Origin of the sequence: Listeria swaminathanii (assembly GCF_014229645.1) — a bacterium.
Lineage (GTDB): Bacteria > Bacillota > Bacilli > Lactobacillales > Listeriaceae > Listeria > Listeria swaminathanii.
The window spans coordinates 83,350-99,042 of the sequence record NZ_JAATOD010000003.1; the positions used below are offsets into that span (position 1 = coordinate 83,350).

General features: G+C 39.3%; 16 protein-coding genes, 1 pseudogene and 1 riboswitch. Of the genes and pseudogenes, 5 read left to right on the forward strand and 12 right to left on the reverse strand.

The window, feature by feature from the left end; genetic code table 11:
* Positions 1–126: 126 nt before the first annotated feature.
* From HCX62_RS10190 to HCX62_RS10210, 5 genes are all read right to left on the reverse strand, one after another.
* Positions 127–1,020 carry an ABC transporter permease gene (locus HCX62_RS10190; protein ID WP_185639132.1) on the reverse strand — a complete coding sequence of 298 codons (894 nt, stop codon included), beginning with the start codon at positions 1,018–1,020 and terminating at the stop codon, positions 127–129.
* 10 nt (positions 1,021–1,030) lie between these two features.
* Positions 1,031–1,981, reverse strand: coding sequence for an ABC transporter permease (locus HCX62_RS10195; RefSeq protein ID WP_003724034.1), 951 nt, complete (start codon positions 1,979–1,981; stop codon positions 1,031–1,033).
* 101 nt (positions 1,982–2,082) lie between these two features.
* A complete protein-coding gene (locus HCX62_RS10200) occupies positions 2,083–3,657 on the reverse strand; it encodes an ABC transporter substrate-binding protein (RefSeq protein WP_185554038.1) in 1,575 nt (524 codons plus the stop codon).
* 86 nt (positions 3,658–3,743) lie between these two features.
* Positions 3,744–3,846: riboswitch (SAM riboswitch) on the reverse strand.
* A gap of 140 nt (positions 3,847–3,986) precedes the next feature.
* Positions 3,987–4,265 carry a GNAT family N-acetyltransferase gene (locus HCX62_RS10205; RefSeq protein WP_008946538.1) on the reverse strand — a complete coding sequence of 93 codons (279 nt, stop codon included), beginning with the start codon at positions 4,263–4,265 and terminating at the stop codon, positions 3,987–3,989.
* A gap of 11 nt (positions 4,266–4,276) precedes the next feature.
* Complete coding sequence (locus tag HCX62_RS10210) at positions 4,277–4,510, reverse strand: (4Fe-4S)-binding protein (RefSeq protein ID WP_185638968.1); 234 nt, start codon at positions 4,508–4,510, stop codon at positions 4,277–4,279.
* 178 nt (positions 4,511–4,688) lie between these two features.
* Here HCX62_RS10210 and HCX62_RS10215 point away from each other — a divergent pair, with 178 nt between their 5' ends.
* Positions 4,689–6,197, forward strand: coding sequence for an IMP dehydrogenase (locus HCX62_RS10215; protein WP_003721759.1), 1,509 nt, complete (start codon positions 4,689–4,691; stop codon positions 6,195–6,197).
* Positions 6,198–6,268: 71 nt separating this feature from the next.
* On the opposite strand, the gene HCX62_RS10220 is transcribed toward HCX62_RS10215, so the two are convergent.
* The gene (locus tag HCX62_RS10220) at positions 6,269–7,018 is read right to left on the reverse strand and encodes an EAL domain-containing protein (protein ID WP_185638969.1); all 750 of its coding nucleotides are present in this window, start codon (positions 7,016–7,018) and stop codon (positions 6,269–6,271) included.
* A gap of 187 nt (positions 7,019–7,205) precedes the next feature.
* Between HCX62_RS10220 and HCX62_RS10225 the strand changes: the two genes are divergently transcribed.
* Entirely contained in the window at positions 7,206–9,560 is a 2,355-nt protein-coding gene (locus tag HCX62_RS10225) for a bifunctional metallophosphatase/5'-nucleotidase (RefSeq protein ID WP_185638970.1), read from the forward strand.
* 65 nt (positions 9,561–9,625) lie between these two features.
* On the opposite strand, the gene HCX62_RS10230 is transcribed toward HCX62_RS10225, so the two are convergent.
* The 5 genes and pseudogenes from HCX62_RS10230 to lmaD form a co-directional block, all read right to left on the reverse strand.
* Complete coding sequence (locus tag HCX62_RS10230; protein ID WP_185638971.1) at positions 9,626–10,897, reverse strand: phage baseplate protein; 1,272 nt, start codon at positions 10,895–10,897, stop codon at positions 9,626–9,628.
* Between the two features lie 85 nt (positions 10,898–10,982).
* Positions 10,983–11,507 (reverse strand): annotated as a pseudogene (locus HCX62_RS10235) (N-acetylmuramoyl-L-alanine amidase); the annotation flags it as partial.
* Positions 11,488–11,910 carry a phage holin family protein gene (locus HCX62_RS10240; RefSeq protein WP_185638973.1) on the reverse strand — a complete coding sequence of 141 codons (423 nt, stop codon included), beginning with the start codon at positions 11,908–11,910 and terminating at the stop codon, positions 11,488–11,490. The pseudogene HCX62_RS10235 and the gene HCX62_RS10240, both read right to left, overlap by 20 nt.
* A 324-nt stretch (positions 11,911–12,234) precedes the next feature.
* Positions 12,235–12,651 (reverse strand): ArpU family phage packaging/lysis transcriptional regulator, encoded by a 417-nt coding sequence (locus HCX62_RS10245; protein ID WP_185638974.1) that lies wholly within the window; start codon positions 12,649–12,651, stop codon positions 12,235–12,237.
* Between the two features lie 11 nt (positions 12,652–12,662).
* A complete protein-coding gene (lmaD, locus tag HCX62_RS10250) occupies positions 12,663–13,091 on the reverse strand; it encodes a protein LmaD (protein WP_185638975.1) in 429 nt (142 codons plus the stop codon).
* A 219-nt stretch (positions 13,092–13,310) separates the two neighbouring features.
* On the opposite strand from lmaD, the gene HCX62_RS10255 reads away from it, so the two are divergent.
* The 3 genes from HCX62_RS10255 to HCX62_RS10265 all read left to right on the forward strand — a co-directional run bounded on the left by HCX62_RS10255 (position 13,311) and on the right by HCX62_RS10265 (position 15,005).
* Entirely contained in the window at positions 13,311–13,646 is a 336-nt protein-coding gene (locus HCX62_RS10255; protein WP_008946528.1) for a helix-turn-helix transcriptional regulator, read from the forward strand.
* A 5-nt stretch (positions 13,647–13,651) separates the two neighbouring features.
* Complete coding sequence (locus HCX62_RS10260) at positions 13,652–14,104, forward strand: ImmA/IrrE family metallo-endopeptidase (RefSeq protein ID WP_185638976.1); 453 nt, start codon at positions 13,652–13,654, stop codon at positions 14,102–14,104.
* A 205-nt stretch (positions 14,105–14,309) separates the two neighbouring features.
* A complete protein-coding gene (locus HCX62_RS10265) occupies positions 14,310–15,005 on the forward strand; it encodes a Crp/Fnr family transcriptional regulator (RefSeq protein WP_185638977.1) in 696 nt (231 codons plus the stop codon).
* Here HCX62_RS10265 and HCX62_RS10270 read toward each other — a convergent pair.
* The gene (locus tag HCX62_RS10270) at positions 14,975–15,682 is read right to left on the reverse strand and encodes an EAL domain-containing protein (protein ID WP_185639133.1); all 708 of its coding nucleotides are present in this window, start codon (positions 15,680–15,682) and stop codon (positions 14,975–14,977) included. The two genes, HCX62_RS10265 and HCX62_RS10270, sit on opposite strands and share 31 nt — an antisense overlap.
* Between the last annotated feature and the right edge of the window lie 11 nt (positions 15,683–15,693).

Below are 15,693 nucleotides of genomic sequence, written 5' to 3' on the forward strand. Positions count from 1 at the left end.
TGAGCGTTTTGTGAATTTATCCTTTGAAAATTGGCTGAGACACGTTTTTTACGCTTCTATTTTAAGTACATTTTCTTTAAAAAACAAAAAAACACTTTGACTTAAAAAATCAAAGTGTTTTCAAATTTAGTATCTACGTGATAAACCTTTTCTCAGTACATCGCCAAGGACGTTAAACGAAAGAATCGTCATTAAAATTAATAATCCTGGGAAAAGCGCCAAGTAAGTTGCTTCGCCGACGTAACCTTGCGCATTGTTCAGCATGCTGCCCCACGAAGCGTTAGGTTGTTGAACGCCGAGGCCAAGGAAACTTAGTGCTGACTCGGTTAAAATGGCTGTAGCGACGTTTAATGAAGCTGCAACGACGATCGATGGCATCGCGTTTGGAATGATGTGTTTGAACATAATGTGAAAAAATCCGCCACCGGATGACTTAGAGTACAAAATGAATTCACGTTCTTTTAGCGTCAGAGTTTCTGCCCGGACTATCCGCGCCACTTCCATCCAAGAAAGCAATCCGATAATGATAATAATGTTCGAAATTCCCGGTTTTAAGTACGCATTTAAAATCATCAGTAGGAAAAATGACGGAATCGACATGAAAATATCAAGAAAACGCATCACCATATTGTCAACGAAGCCACCAAAGTAACCACTAACTGTACCAGCGAGCGTTCCAACGACAACGGCAATCATCATTGCAAACACACCGACAAGTAGCGAAACCCGGCCACCATATAAAACACGCGTCAAGTAATCCCGACCATGGTCATCTGTCCCAAACCAGTGCGACGAATTTGGCGGCATCAATTTGTCCTGAACGGAAAGAGCGTTGGGATCATAAGGCGAAAGGAACGCGAAGATACAAGCGACCGTAATAATAATTAGCACACTCGTCGCAAAAACAGCGCGGCGGTCAGCAAGCATAAAGCGCCAAAAACTCCGCTCTCGTGTTGCGTGAACGACTTCTGCATCCCGCTCGAAATCTTGCATTGTTTTTTTCGAAAAATCTAATCGCATCATGAATTCCTCACCCCATTTCCCTAATCCGCGGATCGACAATCATATAAGCTAAATCGGCCAGCAAGTTTCCGATAATTAATAACAGCGCTGAAAATAGCGTAATCGCCATAATAACCGGATAATCTAGTTGAAAAATCGCATTAATTCCAAGCGAGCCCATGCCCGGCCATGAAAAAATACTTTCGGTAATAAAAGCGCCTGTAATGACTTGCGGAAGTGACATCCCAAGCAGCGTTATGACTGGCAACAAGGAATTTTTCAAGACATGATGCCCCATAATTTGCACTTTTGACAGCCCTTTTGCATAACCGAATAAAACATATTCTTCTTTTAATTGGTTAATGGTATTCGAGCGAACGTAGCGATAGTATGCCGCGCACCCTTGGAAAGTCAGCGTTATAACTGGCAAAATTGCATGCTCCGCCATATCCCAAAAAGAGTCGACCCCAATCGTTCGCATTCCTAAACTCGGAAGCCAACCTAGCTGAATTGAAAATACATCTATTAAAATCATTCCAAACCAAAAAATCGGAATCGAAATCCCTATATAAGAAATCCCGTTTAACACTTTATCAATCCACGTATTTTCATAATTCGCCGCAACCAAACCAAGCGGAATCGACAACAATAGCGTCAGCACGAGTGAAGTTCCCACCAAACCAAGTGTCGCCGGAATTCTCTCTAAAATTTGTTGTAAAACTGGCTGGCTATTCACAATCGAATAACCAAGATTCCCTTGCAACAAATTTCCAAGCCAAATAAAGTACTGCACATAAATCGGTTGATCAAGTCCTAAGCTCTGTCTAATCCGCTCCACATCATCAGGATTCATATCAGGCGTAACAAAGGAATTCACGGGATCTCCGGGCGCTAATTTGATAAGGGCAAACGAAATAATCGAGATAATAAATAGCATCGGAATAATTTGCAATACGCGTTTTATGATTGTTTTTAGCATAATTTATCTCCTATCTAAAACACTAAAAATGACAAGTAAAAATCTGAACCTGCCAAAAACAAGCATGGCAGGCCAGATTTTTCACGAATGATTTTTAATTATTATTCCGTTAAATATAATTTAGAAAGATCACGGAACATTGTTACTGGTTGTGGTGTTGCAGCTTTTTGTCCACCATAACGGCTATCAAGAGCGAGTACTGCATTATCATAAGAAATTGGATAAATTACAGCGTCATCAGCAATTGTGTTTTGGATTTTTTCATAGATTTCTTGACGTTCTTTATCGTCAGCAGTTACAGCGCCTTTTTCCCAAAGTGCGTCTAGGTCTTTGTTGTGGTAGTTAGAGTAGTTGTAAGGCGCATCGCTTAGGTATAGAGATTTATATGCATCAGGATCGTTCCCCATGATATAACCATTTAGCGCGATGGAGTAATCTGCATTTTTACGGTCAAGTGTGATGTTGCTAAGTGCGTTTGGATCAGTTGGTTTTAAGTCAAGTGTCACGCCGATTTCTTTGTATTGTTGTTGCAAGTAAAGCGCGATACTTTCTTGTGATTTACTGTTGTTTAAATAGTAAACAGTTAGTTTTTGACTTGTATCAAAACCACTTTCTTTTACTAATTTTTTCGCTTTGGCAATGTCTTGGTCGTATGTTTCTACTTTATCAGTGAAATATTTCGTGTTTTCTGTTAGGAACGAGGAAGCTGGTTTTGCGTATTCATCTGAACCGTATGCAGCATCAATGATATCTTCACGGTCAAGCGCATAAGAAAGGGCTTGGCGAAGTTCTTTTGATTTAAGTGCTGGTTGGTTTTCGTTGAATGTCGCATAGCTTAAGCGATTTTCTGGGTAAGTGATAATGTTTACCGCGCTCGCTTTTTCTACTTTGTTTCTATCAGAAGGTTGAATGGATTTTAAGTTGATTTCACCATTTTGCAGGGCCAAATTAGCTGCGTTTTGGTCTTTTGTGATTCGGAAAGTAACTTTATCCAATTTTGGTTTGCCGTCAAAATAGTCGTTGAATCTTTCTAGGGAAACATATTCGCCTGTTTTGTATTCAACAAATTTGTACGGACCTGAGCCGATTGGATTTTTGTTTTTATCACTTTTCTCGATGTTTTCTACCCCTTCAAAAATGTGTTTTGGAATTGGGAAGAAAGTTTTAATTGTATTTTCAAAGGCTGGAGCAACAGTTGGCAATGTGAATTTCACCGTTGTGTCGTCTACTGCTTCTACTTTTACAGGTTTATTGTCAAAAACAAAGTTGCCGCGGTTCGGGCTGTTTTGTTTTGTATCTAAAATAGAATTTACAGTAAATACTACATCGTCTGCAGTTAAAGGTTTGCCGTCGTGCCAAGTTAAACCATCTTTTAGTTTCACAGTGTAAGTTAAGTTGTCATCTGAAATATCTAAGCTTTTTGCAAGTGCCGGTTTCCCGTCAACTTCCCAAAATAGCGGTGCGTATATAGCTTGTTGAATCGTTAATGTTACACGGTCAGAAGCGTAGTTCGGATTGATAACTTCTGGATCTCCTGTAACTCCGATAATAAGAGAGCCGCCGTCTTTCGCTTTGCCTGAACCGTTTGCTTTGTCTGAACTAGCGCCAGAACCTCCGCAAGCCGTTAACACCAAGGCAAAAACCGAGATAACCGCTACTAATAAAAATTTCTTCATCTAACAAAAACTCCCCTCTTTAAGCGCTAAAAAATAACGCTTCCTCTGTTTTTTGGTCAGAATCGAAGCGCCTCATTGAAAGCTACTACTTATCTGCCAGAATATTACTTCTGATCGGAATTAGCATAGAACTCGCGCTCCGCTGCTGGGTTTCACTGGGCCGATTCCCTCCACCACTCTTGATAAGAAAACGTAATACTATTATTCCTATAAGTTTACTGTGAATTAAAGATACACTGAAACAAAGCAGATGTCAAGAAGAGAAAACTGAAATTCCAAAAATTATTTTATAAAAAAATAGACCGGGCAGAAAACCCAGTCTACGCTTATTATTTAGATGCTTCTACTTCTTGATATTCCGGCTTCTTAGAAAACTCAGCTTTTGCAAATGGACAAAGCGGAACAATTTTCTTCCCTTCTGATTTTGCTTTTTCGACCGCACGTTTCACAAGTTCTTGGGCTATCCCTTGACCACGAGCTGCATCATCCACGCCAGTATGGTCAATAATAAACATATCTTCCCCAGTTGGCACAAAAGTCACTTCGCCAACCTCTACGCCTTCATCATTTACAGCATAAATTCTATTTTCACCATTTTTATATTCCATCTAATCTCCTCCTATTTCTCGATATATTGAAGTGCTCCACTTGAGCAAGTATGAATCACCCGCTCTGCCTCTTCTTTCGATACATTATCTGGCATAATCCACGGTTTTCGGTCCAAATTAAACAGTTCTGCGTTACCTTTTACACAATTACCCGAATGCTCGCAAACATTTGTATTAAAATAAATATCTACTTCCGCCCCGCGATACTTGCGGTAGCCTCGTTCAAGCAGCGTTTCCTCGTCCATCTGATTACCTCCTTCGCCAAAGTTTCTCTACCTTTCATCTATTCCACTCATCACCCAAAAGAAAACGTCCAGAAACATTCCTAAAAAAGCTCCCCCAATCATTGACTTTCCTGCCAGTTATTGAAATAATAAAGATATTTTATAAATTCATTTAAAAATAGAAGAAGGAGTGGAAATAATGGCATTTTATTTTGAAGAACCGTCCCGCACATTTAGTGAATTTTTACTTGTTCCAGGCTACTCATCCGCTGAATGTGTTCCAACAAACGTTAGCTTAAAAACACCAATCGTAAAATTTAAAAAGGGTGAAGAATCTGCAATCACAATGAACATTCCGCTTGTTTCCGCAATTATGCAAGCTGTTTCCGATGATAATATGGGGATCGCTCTTGCTACAGAAGGTGGCGTATCTTTCATTTTCGGCTCCCAGTCCATCGAAAGTGAAGCGGCAATGGTTTCTCGCGTGAAAAATCATAAAGCTGGCTTCGTTATTAGCGATTCCAACATCAGCCCAGACAAAACCCTTCAAGACATTCTTGATTTAAAAGAAAAAACGGGTCATTCCACAGTGGCAGTTACAGAAGACGGCACGGCGCACGGTAAATTACTAGGAATCGTGACAAGTCGCGACTACCGCGTAACGCGCATGAGTCCAGACGAAAAAGTTGCTGATTTCATGACTCCTTTCGAAAAATTAGTTACTGCTAACAAATCGACCACTTTAAAAGAAGCTAACAACATTATTTGGGACAACAAATTAAATGCCTTACCACTTGTAGACGACAATAAAAACTTAGTCCACATGGTATTCCGCAAAGACTATGACTCCAATAAAGAAAATAAATTAGAACTACTTGATTCTTCAAAACGTTACGTTGTTGGAGCTGGTATTAACACGCGCGACTACGAAGAACGCGTTCCCGCACTGGTAGAAGCTGGCGCAGACATTCTTTGTATCGATTCCTCGGAAGGTTACTCCGAATGGCAAAAACGCACACTTGACTATGTTCGCGGCAAATACGGCGATACTGTCAAAGTTGGCGCAGGAAATGTCGTTGACCGCGATGGTTTCCGCTATCTTGCTGAAGCTGGCGCAGATTTCGTTAAAGTCGGCGTTGGTGGTGGTTCAATCTGTATCACTCGTGAACAAAAAGGGATCGGCCGCGGCCAAGCAACTGCCTTAATTGACGTTGCTAAAGCCCGCGATGAATATTTTGAAGAAACAGGTGTATATATTCCGATTTGTTCTGACGGCGGAATTGTGTACGACTACCATATGACGCTAGCTCTAGCAATGGGCGCTGACTTCATCATGCTTGGTCGTTACTTCTCCCGTTTTGACGAAAGCCCAACTAATAAAGTGAATTTAAACGGTACGTATATGAAAGAATATTGGGGCGAAGGAGCTAACCGCGCGCGTAACTGGCAACGTTATGACCTTGGCGGCGACAAAAAATTATCCTTTGAAGAAGGCGTAGATTCCTATGTTCCTTATGCTGGATCCTTGAAAGACAATGTCGCAATCAGCCTTAGTAAAGTCCGCTCTACGATGTGTAACTGCGGCGCGCTCAATATCCCTGAATTACAACAAAAAGCAAAAATCACACTCGTTTCGTCCACTTCTATCGTAGAAGGCGGCGCACATGACGTTGTTGTAAAAGATGCTTCTAACAATTTAATCAAATAAAAATAAAATTGGTTGGTGTGAATTTGGTAAATTACCATTCTCACTCCAACCAATTTTTCTATTTCTACATTTCACACGATAGAATACTTTTGTTTAATTTCTTCCATTGGGAGCGGACGGCTAAAATAATAACCTTGAAAATAATCCACTTTCATTTCCCGTAATTTTTCGACTTGCTCAATGTCTTCTACGCCCTCTGTTACTACTTTCCCGCCCAAATCATGGCATAAATTCACAATCGCGCGAATAATAATCTGTTGTCTGCGATCGGTTTTCAAAAGCGCGATAAATGACATATCTGTTTTGACAATATCAATCGGTAAACTGCGCAAGTATGCAAGCGAACTATAACCTTTTCCAAAATCATCCATGCTCACTTTGACACCAAGATCTTTTATTTTTCGTAAATTTTTATTCGCAATAGCTAGCTCCGTAATTTCGCCCCGTTCGATAATTTCTATTTCTAAGCATTCCGGGTACTTTAAATGTTCTTTCACATAATCGTATAAATAAGCCATATAATTGCTACTTACTACATAATGCGCCGGAATATTAATCGAAATCGAAAAACGTCCACCTAGTTGGTTGAGTTGTTCTATCGCTGTTTCGGCAACAAAATCTTGCATTTCCCGCGTTGCATTTAAAAGGACAATATCTTCAAAGAAATCAATTGGAGTCAAAATTGCCGTCGCTGTTTTTAGTCGAACCAAACCTTCAAAACCGATAATTTTATTCGTTTTCGCATCTACTTTTGGCTGATAATATAGCAAATAACTATTTCTCCTAATCGCATCCCAAATTTCCGTGCTAGAGATATCCATCTTATCCCTCCTTTTTCTATAGTTTACCCTTTTTTTCATCGAAATGAAAATATAGCCAAATATTATTATTACATTTACACAAAATCCATATTTCCTATTGCTAGGGCGATGCCACTTTGCTACAATTATAGCTAGGCACCTATGAGTTAGCGCTTACAAAATTGCCACTGGCGAAAAAAGGGAGAGTGTGAAAGTGAACAAATTTTTCAAGAAAACTACACATGTTTTACTCGTAGCAGGGCTCACAATCGGACTTGCAGCACCATTCACCGGGACAACAGCACAAGCAGCAGCAGATACGGTTCCCATTCAAATTTTGGGAATAAATGATTTCCACGGAGCGCTTGAGACAGCTTCTAAAGATGCATCCGGCTCACCAATTGGCGGCGCAGATTACTTAGCTACCAACTTGGATAACGCCACTAGCTCATTTTTACAGGCTAATCCTGGAGCTACAGCTGACAATGCCATTCGCGTCCAAGCGGGCGATATGGTCGGCGCAAGCCCCGCAGTTTCCGGTTTACTTCAAGACGAGCCAACGATGAAAGTTCTCCAAAAAATGAATTTCGAAGTCGGCACACTAGGTAACCACGAATTTGATGAAGGATTACCTGAGTACAAACGAATTTTGGATGGGGTTTCTACAAACAAATTCGGACCAATCGTAGAAGCATATCCACGCGTTAAAAGTGACATGAAAATCGTCGCAGCTAACGTAGTCAACAAAGGGACAAACACAGTCGCAGAAGGCTTTTTACCATACTATGTAAAAGAAATTGATGGCGTCAAAGTTGGCTTCATCGGTATCGTTACAACAGAAATTCCTAACTTAGTTCTTGCGAATCATATTAAAGACTACGATTTTCTTGATGAGGCAGAAACAATCGTCAAATACTCTGCTGAACTTAGAGGTCAAGGCGTTAACGCAATCGTTGTTCTATCTCACGTTCCGGCTCTTTCCACTGGAAATCCAAACACTGGAACAAAACAAGATGTAGCTGGTGAAGCTGCTAATATGATTACAAAAGCAAACGAATTAGACCCAAATAACTCGGTCGATTTAGTCCTTGCTGGTCACAATCACCAATACACAAACGGATTAGTTGGCAAAACTCGTATCGTTCAAAGTTACAACAATGGTAAAGCTTTTTCAGACGTAACTGGCGAACTTGATAAAACAACCGGCGATTTCGTTTCACCACCCGACGCTAAAATTACATACAACACGAGAAGCGTCACACCAAATGCCGATATTACAGCAGTAACTGAAGATGCGAAAAGCCGCATTGAAGGAGTTATCAACGAAACTATCGGACTGGCAAACAAAGACGTCATTTCTCGCGATACAAATTCAGACAACAAAGCAATTGATGATAAAGAATCCGAGCTTGGTAACATGATTACGGATGCGCAACGTTACATGGCAAACAAAGCCGGCGCCGATGTCGACTTTGCTATGACAAACAACGGCGGAATTCGTTCCGATCTTACTACTCGCCTTGCAAATGGTCAAAACGAAATCACATGGGGCGCGGCTCAAGCCGTTCAGCCATTTGGTAACATTTTGCAAGTAGTAGAAATGACTGGCGCTGATATTTTGGAAGCATTAAACCAACAATATTTAAGCAACCAAACTTATTTCCTACAAATTTCTGGCCTAAAATACACTTTCACAGATACAGATGACTTAGATCACGCGTACAAAGTGGCAAGCGTTACAACCGAAGATGGCACTCCATTAAAAGCCGACCAAAAATACAAAGTCGTAATCAATGACTTCCTATTTGGCGGCGGCGACGGATTCTCAGCCTTCAAAAAAGCAAACCTAGTAACCGCAATCGACCCAGACACAGAAACATTCATCAACTACATCAAAGACCAAAAAGCTGCTGGCAAAGTCATTACAGCCCAAAAAGAAGGACGCAAAGTCTACAAATCCCAAGCTGAAATCGACAAAGAAACCGAAGATGCAGCTATCAAAGCAATCAAAGACGCAACAAAAATCAACAAATTCGCCGAAAAAGACAAAACATTAACCGGAACTACTTTACCAGGCGCAACAGTTTCCGTTCAAAAAGCTACTACTAATGCAAGAATGGCTCTAGCTGCCGGACCTAACGCAACGGCAGACGCAAACGGCAAATTTTCCGTAGATGTAACATCTTTAAACCTTAAAAAAGGCGACCAAATCACAACAACTATCACTGACCCGAATGGCTACAGTACTACTTTCCAAGCAACCGTTCAAGCTGCCGCAACAACTCCTCCAGATAACGGAAACGGCGGCACGGACAACGGTAATGGAAACGGCAATAACGGTGGAACAGATGGAAATGGTGGAACAAACAACGGTAACGGCTCCGGCACAAATGGCGGAACAACAACTACCGAAGACCCAACTACATCTACACCAAATACAACTAAACCAGGAACATCCTCCAATGCTAATTTACCAACAACTGGTGATACTGCAGGGTTTGCAACTGTGTTTGGGATTATTTTAACAACTACTGCGCTTTATGTTTTGCGTAAGAGAAGTTAATTAAATAGCTAAAACCCCCTTATTATAGCTAGTATAATAAGGGGGTTTTTTATTTTAATTTAAAATTATCGTAAACCATAACCTTCTACAGAAAGGACTACAGAGCTTGCATAAGGATCAACTAAAGCATCCCAGCCTGTTGGTTTCATTCTTCGTGCTCTTGAAACGTGAATACGCATTTGAGATCCTGTAATGTCAACAATAAAGTAGTAAGCTGTAGCAAATCCATCACTTTGTAGTACAAGATTAGAAAGGTCTACTCGTGAATATTCTAGTAAGTTTTTCACACGGAAACTTTGATTGCGGCGTACCCCATCGCCATGCATCCATGTTACTACAATATATTCGTAGTTGGAGACATCCCGCGTCATATATGCTGTGTCCTTGTTATTGCCTTTAAGTGAACCTTCATAGATCATAGCAGATGCAGGTCTTTTACGGTTAAATCTACCTGCAAAATCCTCACTGTTATTTAAGTTTGTAATTGTATATAGTTTATTACGGCGTTGGACTGCTCCTCCACCTTCACCATAACCACCAGTATAAACAGTTTGAACTAAGACCGGCTCGCCCGTTTTACTTACAAAAAAGGCCATACCCTCAGGCTCGTGAGATTGGTTAAACGGTTCTCCGAGTTCATCATCCGTCCCCCAAGAAATCCATTGCTTATCGTACAAGCTACCATCCGTTAAGGAGTGTGTGTACAAGTAGCATTGACTACCAGGCTTACTCGGAGTTCCACCAGGGCCAACTGCAATATACACTTTATCGCCAAACCCAGCAAAACCTTGTAGGTAGCCGTAACCTTTATCACCCACCTCAACTTTAATCGCACTATCTGTAGCGCCTTGTTCGAATTCCTCAAGTGTAAATTTCATCACTGTTGCCGTATTATCTTCTAATAGAGTGAAAACAAATACATCATCATTCACAATATTAACATTAAAAGATTTTTTCTGTCCGAAATCTCCTAATTTTGTTACGTTTGGAGAAGATTCGGTAATCGTTGTATCTTTCACAAACTCAAATTTATGAACCACTTTATTTCCACTAGTTGTGTGAATCGGAGCGTAGATGTAGTCTTTACCATCGATAGTTTTTACGCCGTACGCAGAGTTATGTGTGCCCCTCATAAGAAGCATTTTACCCCGAACCTCACCGTTATTATCAATTTGGTAAATGGTTGCGTTATCTGGATTAGTAAGCGCTGGTTGTTCAACACCATATACGTATAAATCACTAATCATTACAAATTGGAACGGTGCCCAACAGTTCACCTGTACCGCTAAGTTATCTTGTGCTTTTTTAATATCAAATTCTTTTACAAGTTCATTCATTTTTGTTCCTCCTGTTGTTTATGTTTTATTTTTTTTGAAATTACAAAGTTTATTTCCATAATAATTACTTCTGTGCCGCCCTTTAAAAAATCTCTTTCACGCCTGCTACAATTCCTAGGCAATAATCTCGCTGATACGTATTCGATTTAAGAATTGTTGCATCTGTACTATCACAAAAGCCTGCTTCTAGTAAAACTGCATCCATTGCAGTTTCGCGTAACACTGCAAAATTAGCTTTTTTCATCCCTCGGTCACGTATACCATATTTAGTAACTTTTTCCATAATATTTTTGTGAATTACTTTTTGAATTGTCTTGGTTCTAGCTGGAACTGACGTGTAAATATAATCTTCATAACCTTTACCGCCACCCGCGTTAAAGTGAATCGAAAGGAACAAATCTGCTTTAAAACTATTCGCTCTTTTTGCACGTTCACTTAACTCTAAAAAAGTATCATTTGTACGTGTCATCCCTACTTCAAAGCCAGCGCTAACGAGTTCTGTCTCTAGTTGTTTCGCAATAGTTAGCGCCCAGTTTTTTTCAACGAGGCTGTTACCAGTTGCACCAGGATCCTTGCCACCATGACCGGCATCAATCCATATTCTTGTCATGCTTTTCCTCCTCATTCCCTGATTTCGCATCGAAAATCAAAATTAAATTTTTCAACACTTCCGGGACCTTCATTCCCATTCGAACGAAATTTTCCAATATAGAAATCAGCTCATTCGCCAAATAGAAAAAGATAACCGCATCCCGCGTTGTATTATGCGTTCCCAGAATCAAATCTATTTGATGCGCAATAGCCACTAAAATTAAGATAGCGATTTTTTTCGCGATTCCTTTGAAACCCATTTTGCTGCTAAGTTCCCCAAGATACCCTGAAGCGAGTAGCCCTGAAACATAGTCAGCTACAATAAAGCACACTAGCACTTTTACCAATATATCCACTTCCCCAAACAAGTATCCAAACACCGCGCCAAATCCCAAAACCCCAATTTTTAGTACGACTTCCATGGAAAACCTCCTTTTTGATTACATTGCCGTCAGTTGGCCTAACACCAAGCACTCACTCCTTTAAAAACGAAAAGCAACATTCAGTCAAGACCATTCTTAATAATTTATTCCTCCGAACGTTACTTTCCAAAATAGAATATTTGTTTATGTCAACGGATTTAATATCCAGTAATAAAAACAAATTCCTTTTAAAACAACTTGTATTATCAGAAAATCGGTGCACCTTCATTCTGACGCAGCTTTTATTGTCATCCGCTTGCTGGACAATTAGCATACTCTTATATTAACGGTAAAATGATGCCGCAAAATATCATAAAAGTATCATCATTTCCTTACTAAAATTCCCATTATCGTTGCCAGTTCTAGTACTGCTCGTTTTTTAATACGTTTAAACTGGGCTATTTCATATGGCAAATCCATCATTACTGCCACATCTTGTTTTCGTTCTACATAACACTCCAGCAAAATATTTCGATCTAAACCATCCATTTGATTTAACGTCGCCGTATATTTCTCCACTAACCAACGCGCTTCCATAATTACTTCCTTATTATGTCTAGCAGAAAATCCCAATGTGCCAAAATGCGCTTCTTCCAAAAGTCCGTCTCTAAGTAAAAATGGTTTTTTCGATAACCCAGCAATTACTCGAAACCGCTGAAAATCCTCAAAAAATCGTTTCACTTCTTGGACCGTCTTTATATAATTAATCTCTTTATTTTCTGGTAAAATTAAAACTTGCATCCCATCACTCCTTAATTATGAGCTTCATTAATGACGTAGGCTTCATATTGACACTCAATTGCAGCTGCCGGCAAGCGACCAATTTCTTCTTCCGTTTTGTCTAGATGAAAAGCTAAAACCTCAATCATTTCCTGCTGTACCGGCTGCGACTTTTTTCTATTTAATCCTTTTTTTCGTTTCCAATCGGCAAGTGACGATCTTGATACCCCAATCAATTTGCTGATTTGCACATCCGATTTAGTCTTTTTATATTCACGGTACTCGCCAGGTGTTAAAATAAGTAACTTTTGTTCCGCCGTTAAAAGACCTTTTTCTCTATCCCCAAGTGCTTCAAAAAACTCCAACTCTTCTATTAAACGTTTCCGAATAAATCGATTTTCTTCTTGTTCTAGTTGAAAAATTAGTTGGATTTGCTTTTCTTTCAAAAGTTTTCTATCCATCCATTCCCACTTCCATCTCATAAGTTAATATGCTAGTTCGTTGTCACCAAAACGGTGCTATCGATGTAAAATGCAGCCTCATTTATTTTCTAGCTCTACAAATATTATAGCACCAATTTGGTTACTTGAAAACTTTTTCCGACAAATATGTTCGAAAAAGTTCCGTTTTGGTGCTAAAAGTGCTATACTGAAGCCATAAACATATGGAGGACAATTATAATGGAGCTAAATAAATTTGTAGGAAATAAAATAAAACAATATCGCGAGGAACGAGGCTTAAATCAAGAAGCATTAGCAGAAAAGCTTCATACAACTCGCCAAACGATTAGCCGCTATGAAAATGGCGACCGAAAAGCAAATCAAGATGTTTTATTTGAACTTGCAAAAATCTTCAACAAACGATTAGATGATTTTTTCCCAGAAAGAAGCTTACCGCCTGTTGATGAACGCTTGGTGACAATTGCGGCCCATATTGATGATGATGTAACAGATGAAGAAATGCGAGATATTCTAGCTTATATAGAGATGAAGAAAAAACTCCATCGCGGGATGTGATTTTATTGTACGAAAAATTACTAACTAAATACCAAGACGAGGTAACGATTAGAGAAGAGAAAATGCCTTACAAACTACCCGGTCTTTATTTAAATGGAACAATTTTCATTAGCAAAGATCAATCTTCCATTGAAAAAGGTTGTATTCTAGTAGAAGAATTGATGCACTATAAATACACGGTAGGCAATATCACCAAACAAGAAACAATCATGGATAAAAAACAAGAGATTTTTGCTCGACGAAAAGGGTATGAAGAATTGATACCACTCGACGATATCATCGCTTGCTTTTACCTTGGTTTACGGGAATATTTTGAAGTAGCGGAGTTTTTAGAGGTTACCGAAGAATTTTTACGGCACACGGTGACTCATTATGCTGAAAAATATGGTCCAATGTATGATTATGGTGGCTATCTAATTAATTTTGGCAATTCAATTGATGTTTATAAGAAATTTTAAGAAGGCTCATTTTTATGGGTCTTTTTATTTTGGCTAAATTTTTAAAAGTATGTTTTTAGTGGTGAAATTACGGGGATTGTTGCTAATGAGTGACTAATTCATGTCTATATTGTGAAATCGCTTTTTATCCGGTATCTTTTTAGGACGAATAGCAGTAAAGTAGTATGGTAGTTAACAATCCCATTTTAGTATAGGAGTTTTGATAATGCTTCACACTATAAATTTTTCTGATATTTTTTCTAGTGACTATTCGAGTAAAATCTCTTTTAAAAAAGGCGATATTATTCATTCGTTCCGAGCTTATGAAGAAAAGCCTCCTCAAATGGGCGTTCTTTTAAAAGGAACCGCTGTATTGGAGGGGCCGACAAACGAAGGCCGTTGGATGATAAATGCTTTGATTGCTCAACAAGCGATTTTTGGAATGGAAAGTTTACTCGAAACAAAGACAGCTCCAGAACTCACTGAATACCGAGTTCGCGCTTTAGAAAATGGCACTGCTTTGTTTATCGACCGTGAATTTTTCCTCAATTATCTGTACGCCAATCCTCAATTTTTCCATCTTGTACTGGATGATGTTATTGTTAGATATTTATTTACAGCGAAAAATTACAAGAATATTAACCAATCACCTATCATAAAAGTCACCCGTATTTTTGTGGAAATTATTGAGCTGCTAAATTTGCATCAATCTGATGGGCCAATTGTGCTTCCATCCTATATCAATCAAACTTTCTTAGCTGATTATTGTCGTTCTAGTCGCGCTCGAATTACAGAGGCGCTGGAAGCATTACGCAAAAATGGCTTACTGCTCTCTAAAAGACCCATTACGATTAGTTCTCATGAAAATCTTTTGGATCAAGTAGACAGTTTTCAAACAGGAAACGGCTTATTAACTAAATAACCTTGAAAAATCGAGACGCCATGGCTTTCTAATAGAGCCATGGTTTCTTTCGTTTCAATCCCCTCAACAACAAAATCAAGCTTGTTTTTTTGAGCAAAATTCGCCCATGCTCTAATAAATAATAGTAGGTCTTCTAATGAAATATTTTGGAAATGAATTAATGAAAATTTGATTTCGATTATGTAAGGTAGGTAGCTCATCACTCGCTCTAGGCTGTTTAAGCCGCAACTAACATCATCCATTGCAATGTGGTAGCCGAGCCCGTGAATCACTTTAATTTTGTTTAGGATAAATGCGTCTTTGTCGTTAGCATTGAGGTGACGTTTATGCGCGGGAACATCGAAAATATCTTCAGTCATTTCTACAGTAATGCGGTGGCTCTCACTTTTTAATTTATCCAGCCAGTGAAGCGTTTCAGTATAAAAAAGCTGTTGTGGCGCAATATTTATGGCAAATCGATCATTTGGATATTTCTTTAAAACATCTAAGAAAGCCTCGCTAAACCACTCTGAAAAAGCCAAGTATAACTCTTCATCTGCGAGTACTGCCTCTAATTCTGATAGAGGAAATCTAGGAACTTCACTATCGTCGCGCAAAAGTATTTCATATTCGACAATATTTCCTTGAAGAACGTCTAACTTCGGTTGAATAAAAAGTTGAAATTTCATGCGTTCCATCATCCCTTCCC

Bases quoted from the DNA above. Each gene is read 5' to 3' on its own strand.
- HCX62_RS10190 (WP_185639132.1), bottom strand. From the start codon at position 1,020: ATGCGATTAGATTTTTCGAAAAAAACAATGCAAGATTTCGAGCGGGAT.
- HCX62_RS10265 (WP_185638977.1), top strand. From the start codon at position 14,310: ATGCTTCACACTATAAATTTTTCTGATATTTTTTCTAGTGACTATTCG.
- HCX62_RS10245 (WP_185638974.1), bottom strand. From the start codon at position 12,651: ATGCAAGTTTTAATTTTACCAGAAAATAAAGAGATTAATTATATAAAG.
- HCX62_RS10200 (WP_185554038.1), bottom strand. From the start codon at position 3,657: ATGAAGAAATTTTTATTAGTAGCGGTTATCTCGGTTTTTGCCTTGGTG.
- HCX62_RS10195 (WP_003724034.1), bottom strand. From the start codon at position 1,981: ATGCTAAAAACAATCATAAAACGCGTATTGCAAATTATTCCGATGCTA.
- HCX62_RS10240 (WP_185638973.1), bottom strand. From the start codon at position 11,910: ATGGAAGTCGTACTAAAAATTGGGGTTTTGGGATTTGGCGCGGTGTTT.
- HCX62_RS10230 (WP_185638971.1), bottom strand. From the start codon at position 10,897: ATGAATGAACTTGTAAAAGAATTTGATATTAAAAAAGCACAAGATAAC.
- HCX62_RS10220 (WP_185638969.1), bottom strand. From the start codon at position 7,018: ATGGATATCTCTAGCACGGAAATTTGGGATGCGATTAGGAGAAATAGT.
- HCX62_RS10210 (WP_185638968.1), bottom strand. From the start codon at position 4,510: ATGGACGAGGAAACGCTGCTTGAACGAGGCTACCGCAAGTATCGCGGG.
- HCX62_RS10205 (WP_008946538.1), bottom strand. From the start codon at position 4,265: ATGGAATATAAAAATGGTGAAAATAGAATTTATGCTGTAAATGATGAA.
- HCX62_RS10215 (WP_003721759.1), top strand. From the start codon at position 4,689: ATGGCATTTTATTTTGAAGAACCGTCCCGCACATTTAGTGAATTTTTA.
- HCX62_RS10255 (WP_008946528.1), top strand. From the start codon at position 13,311: ATGGAGCTAAATAAATTTGTAGGAAATAAAATAAAACAATATCGCGAG.
- lmaD (WP_185638975.1), bottom strand. From the start codon at position 13,091: ATGGATAGAAAACTTTTGAAAGAAAAGCAAATCCAACTAATTTTTCAA.
- HCX62_RS10270 (WP_185639133.1), bottom strand. From the start codon at position 15,682: ATGGAACGCATGAAATTTCAACTTTTTATTCAACCGAAGTTAGACGTT.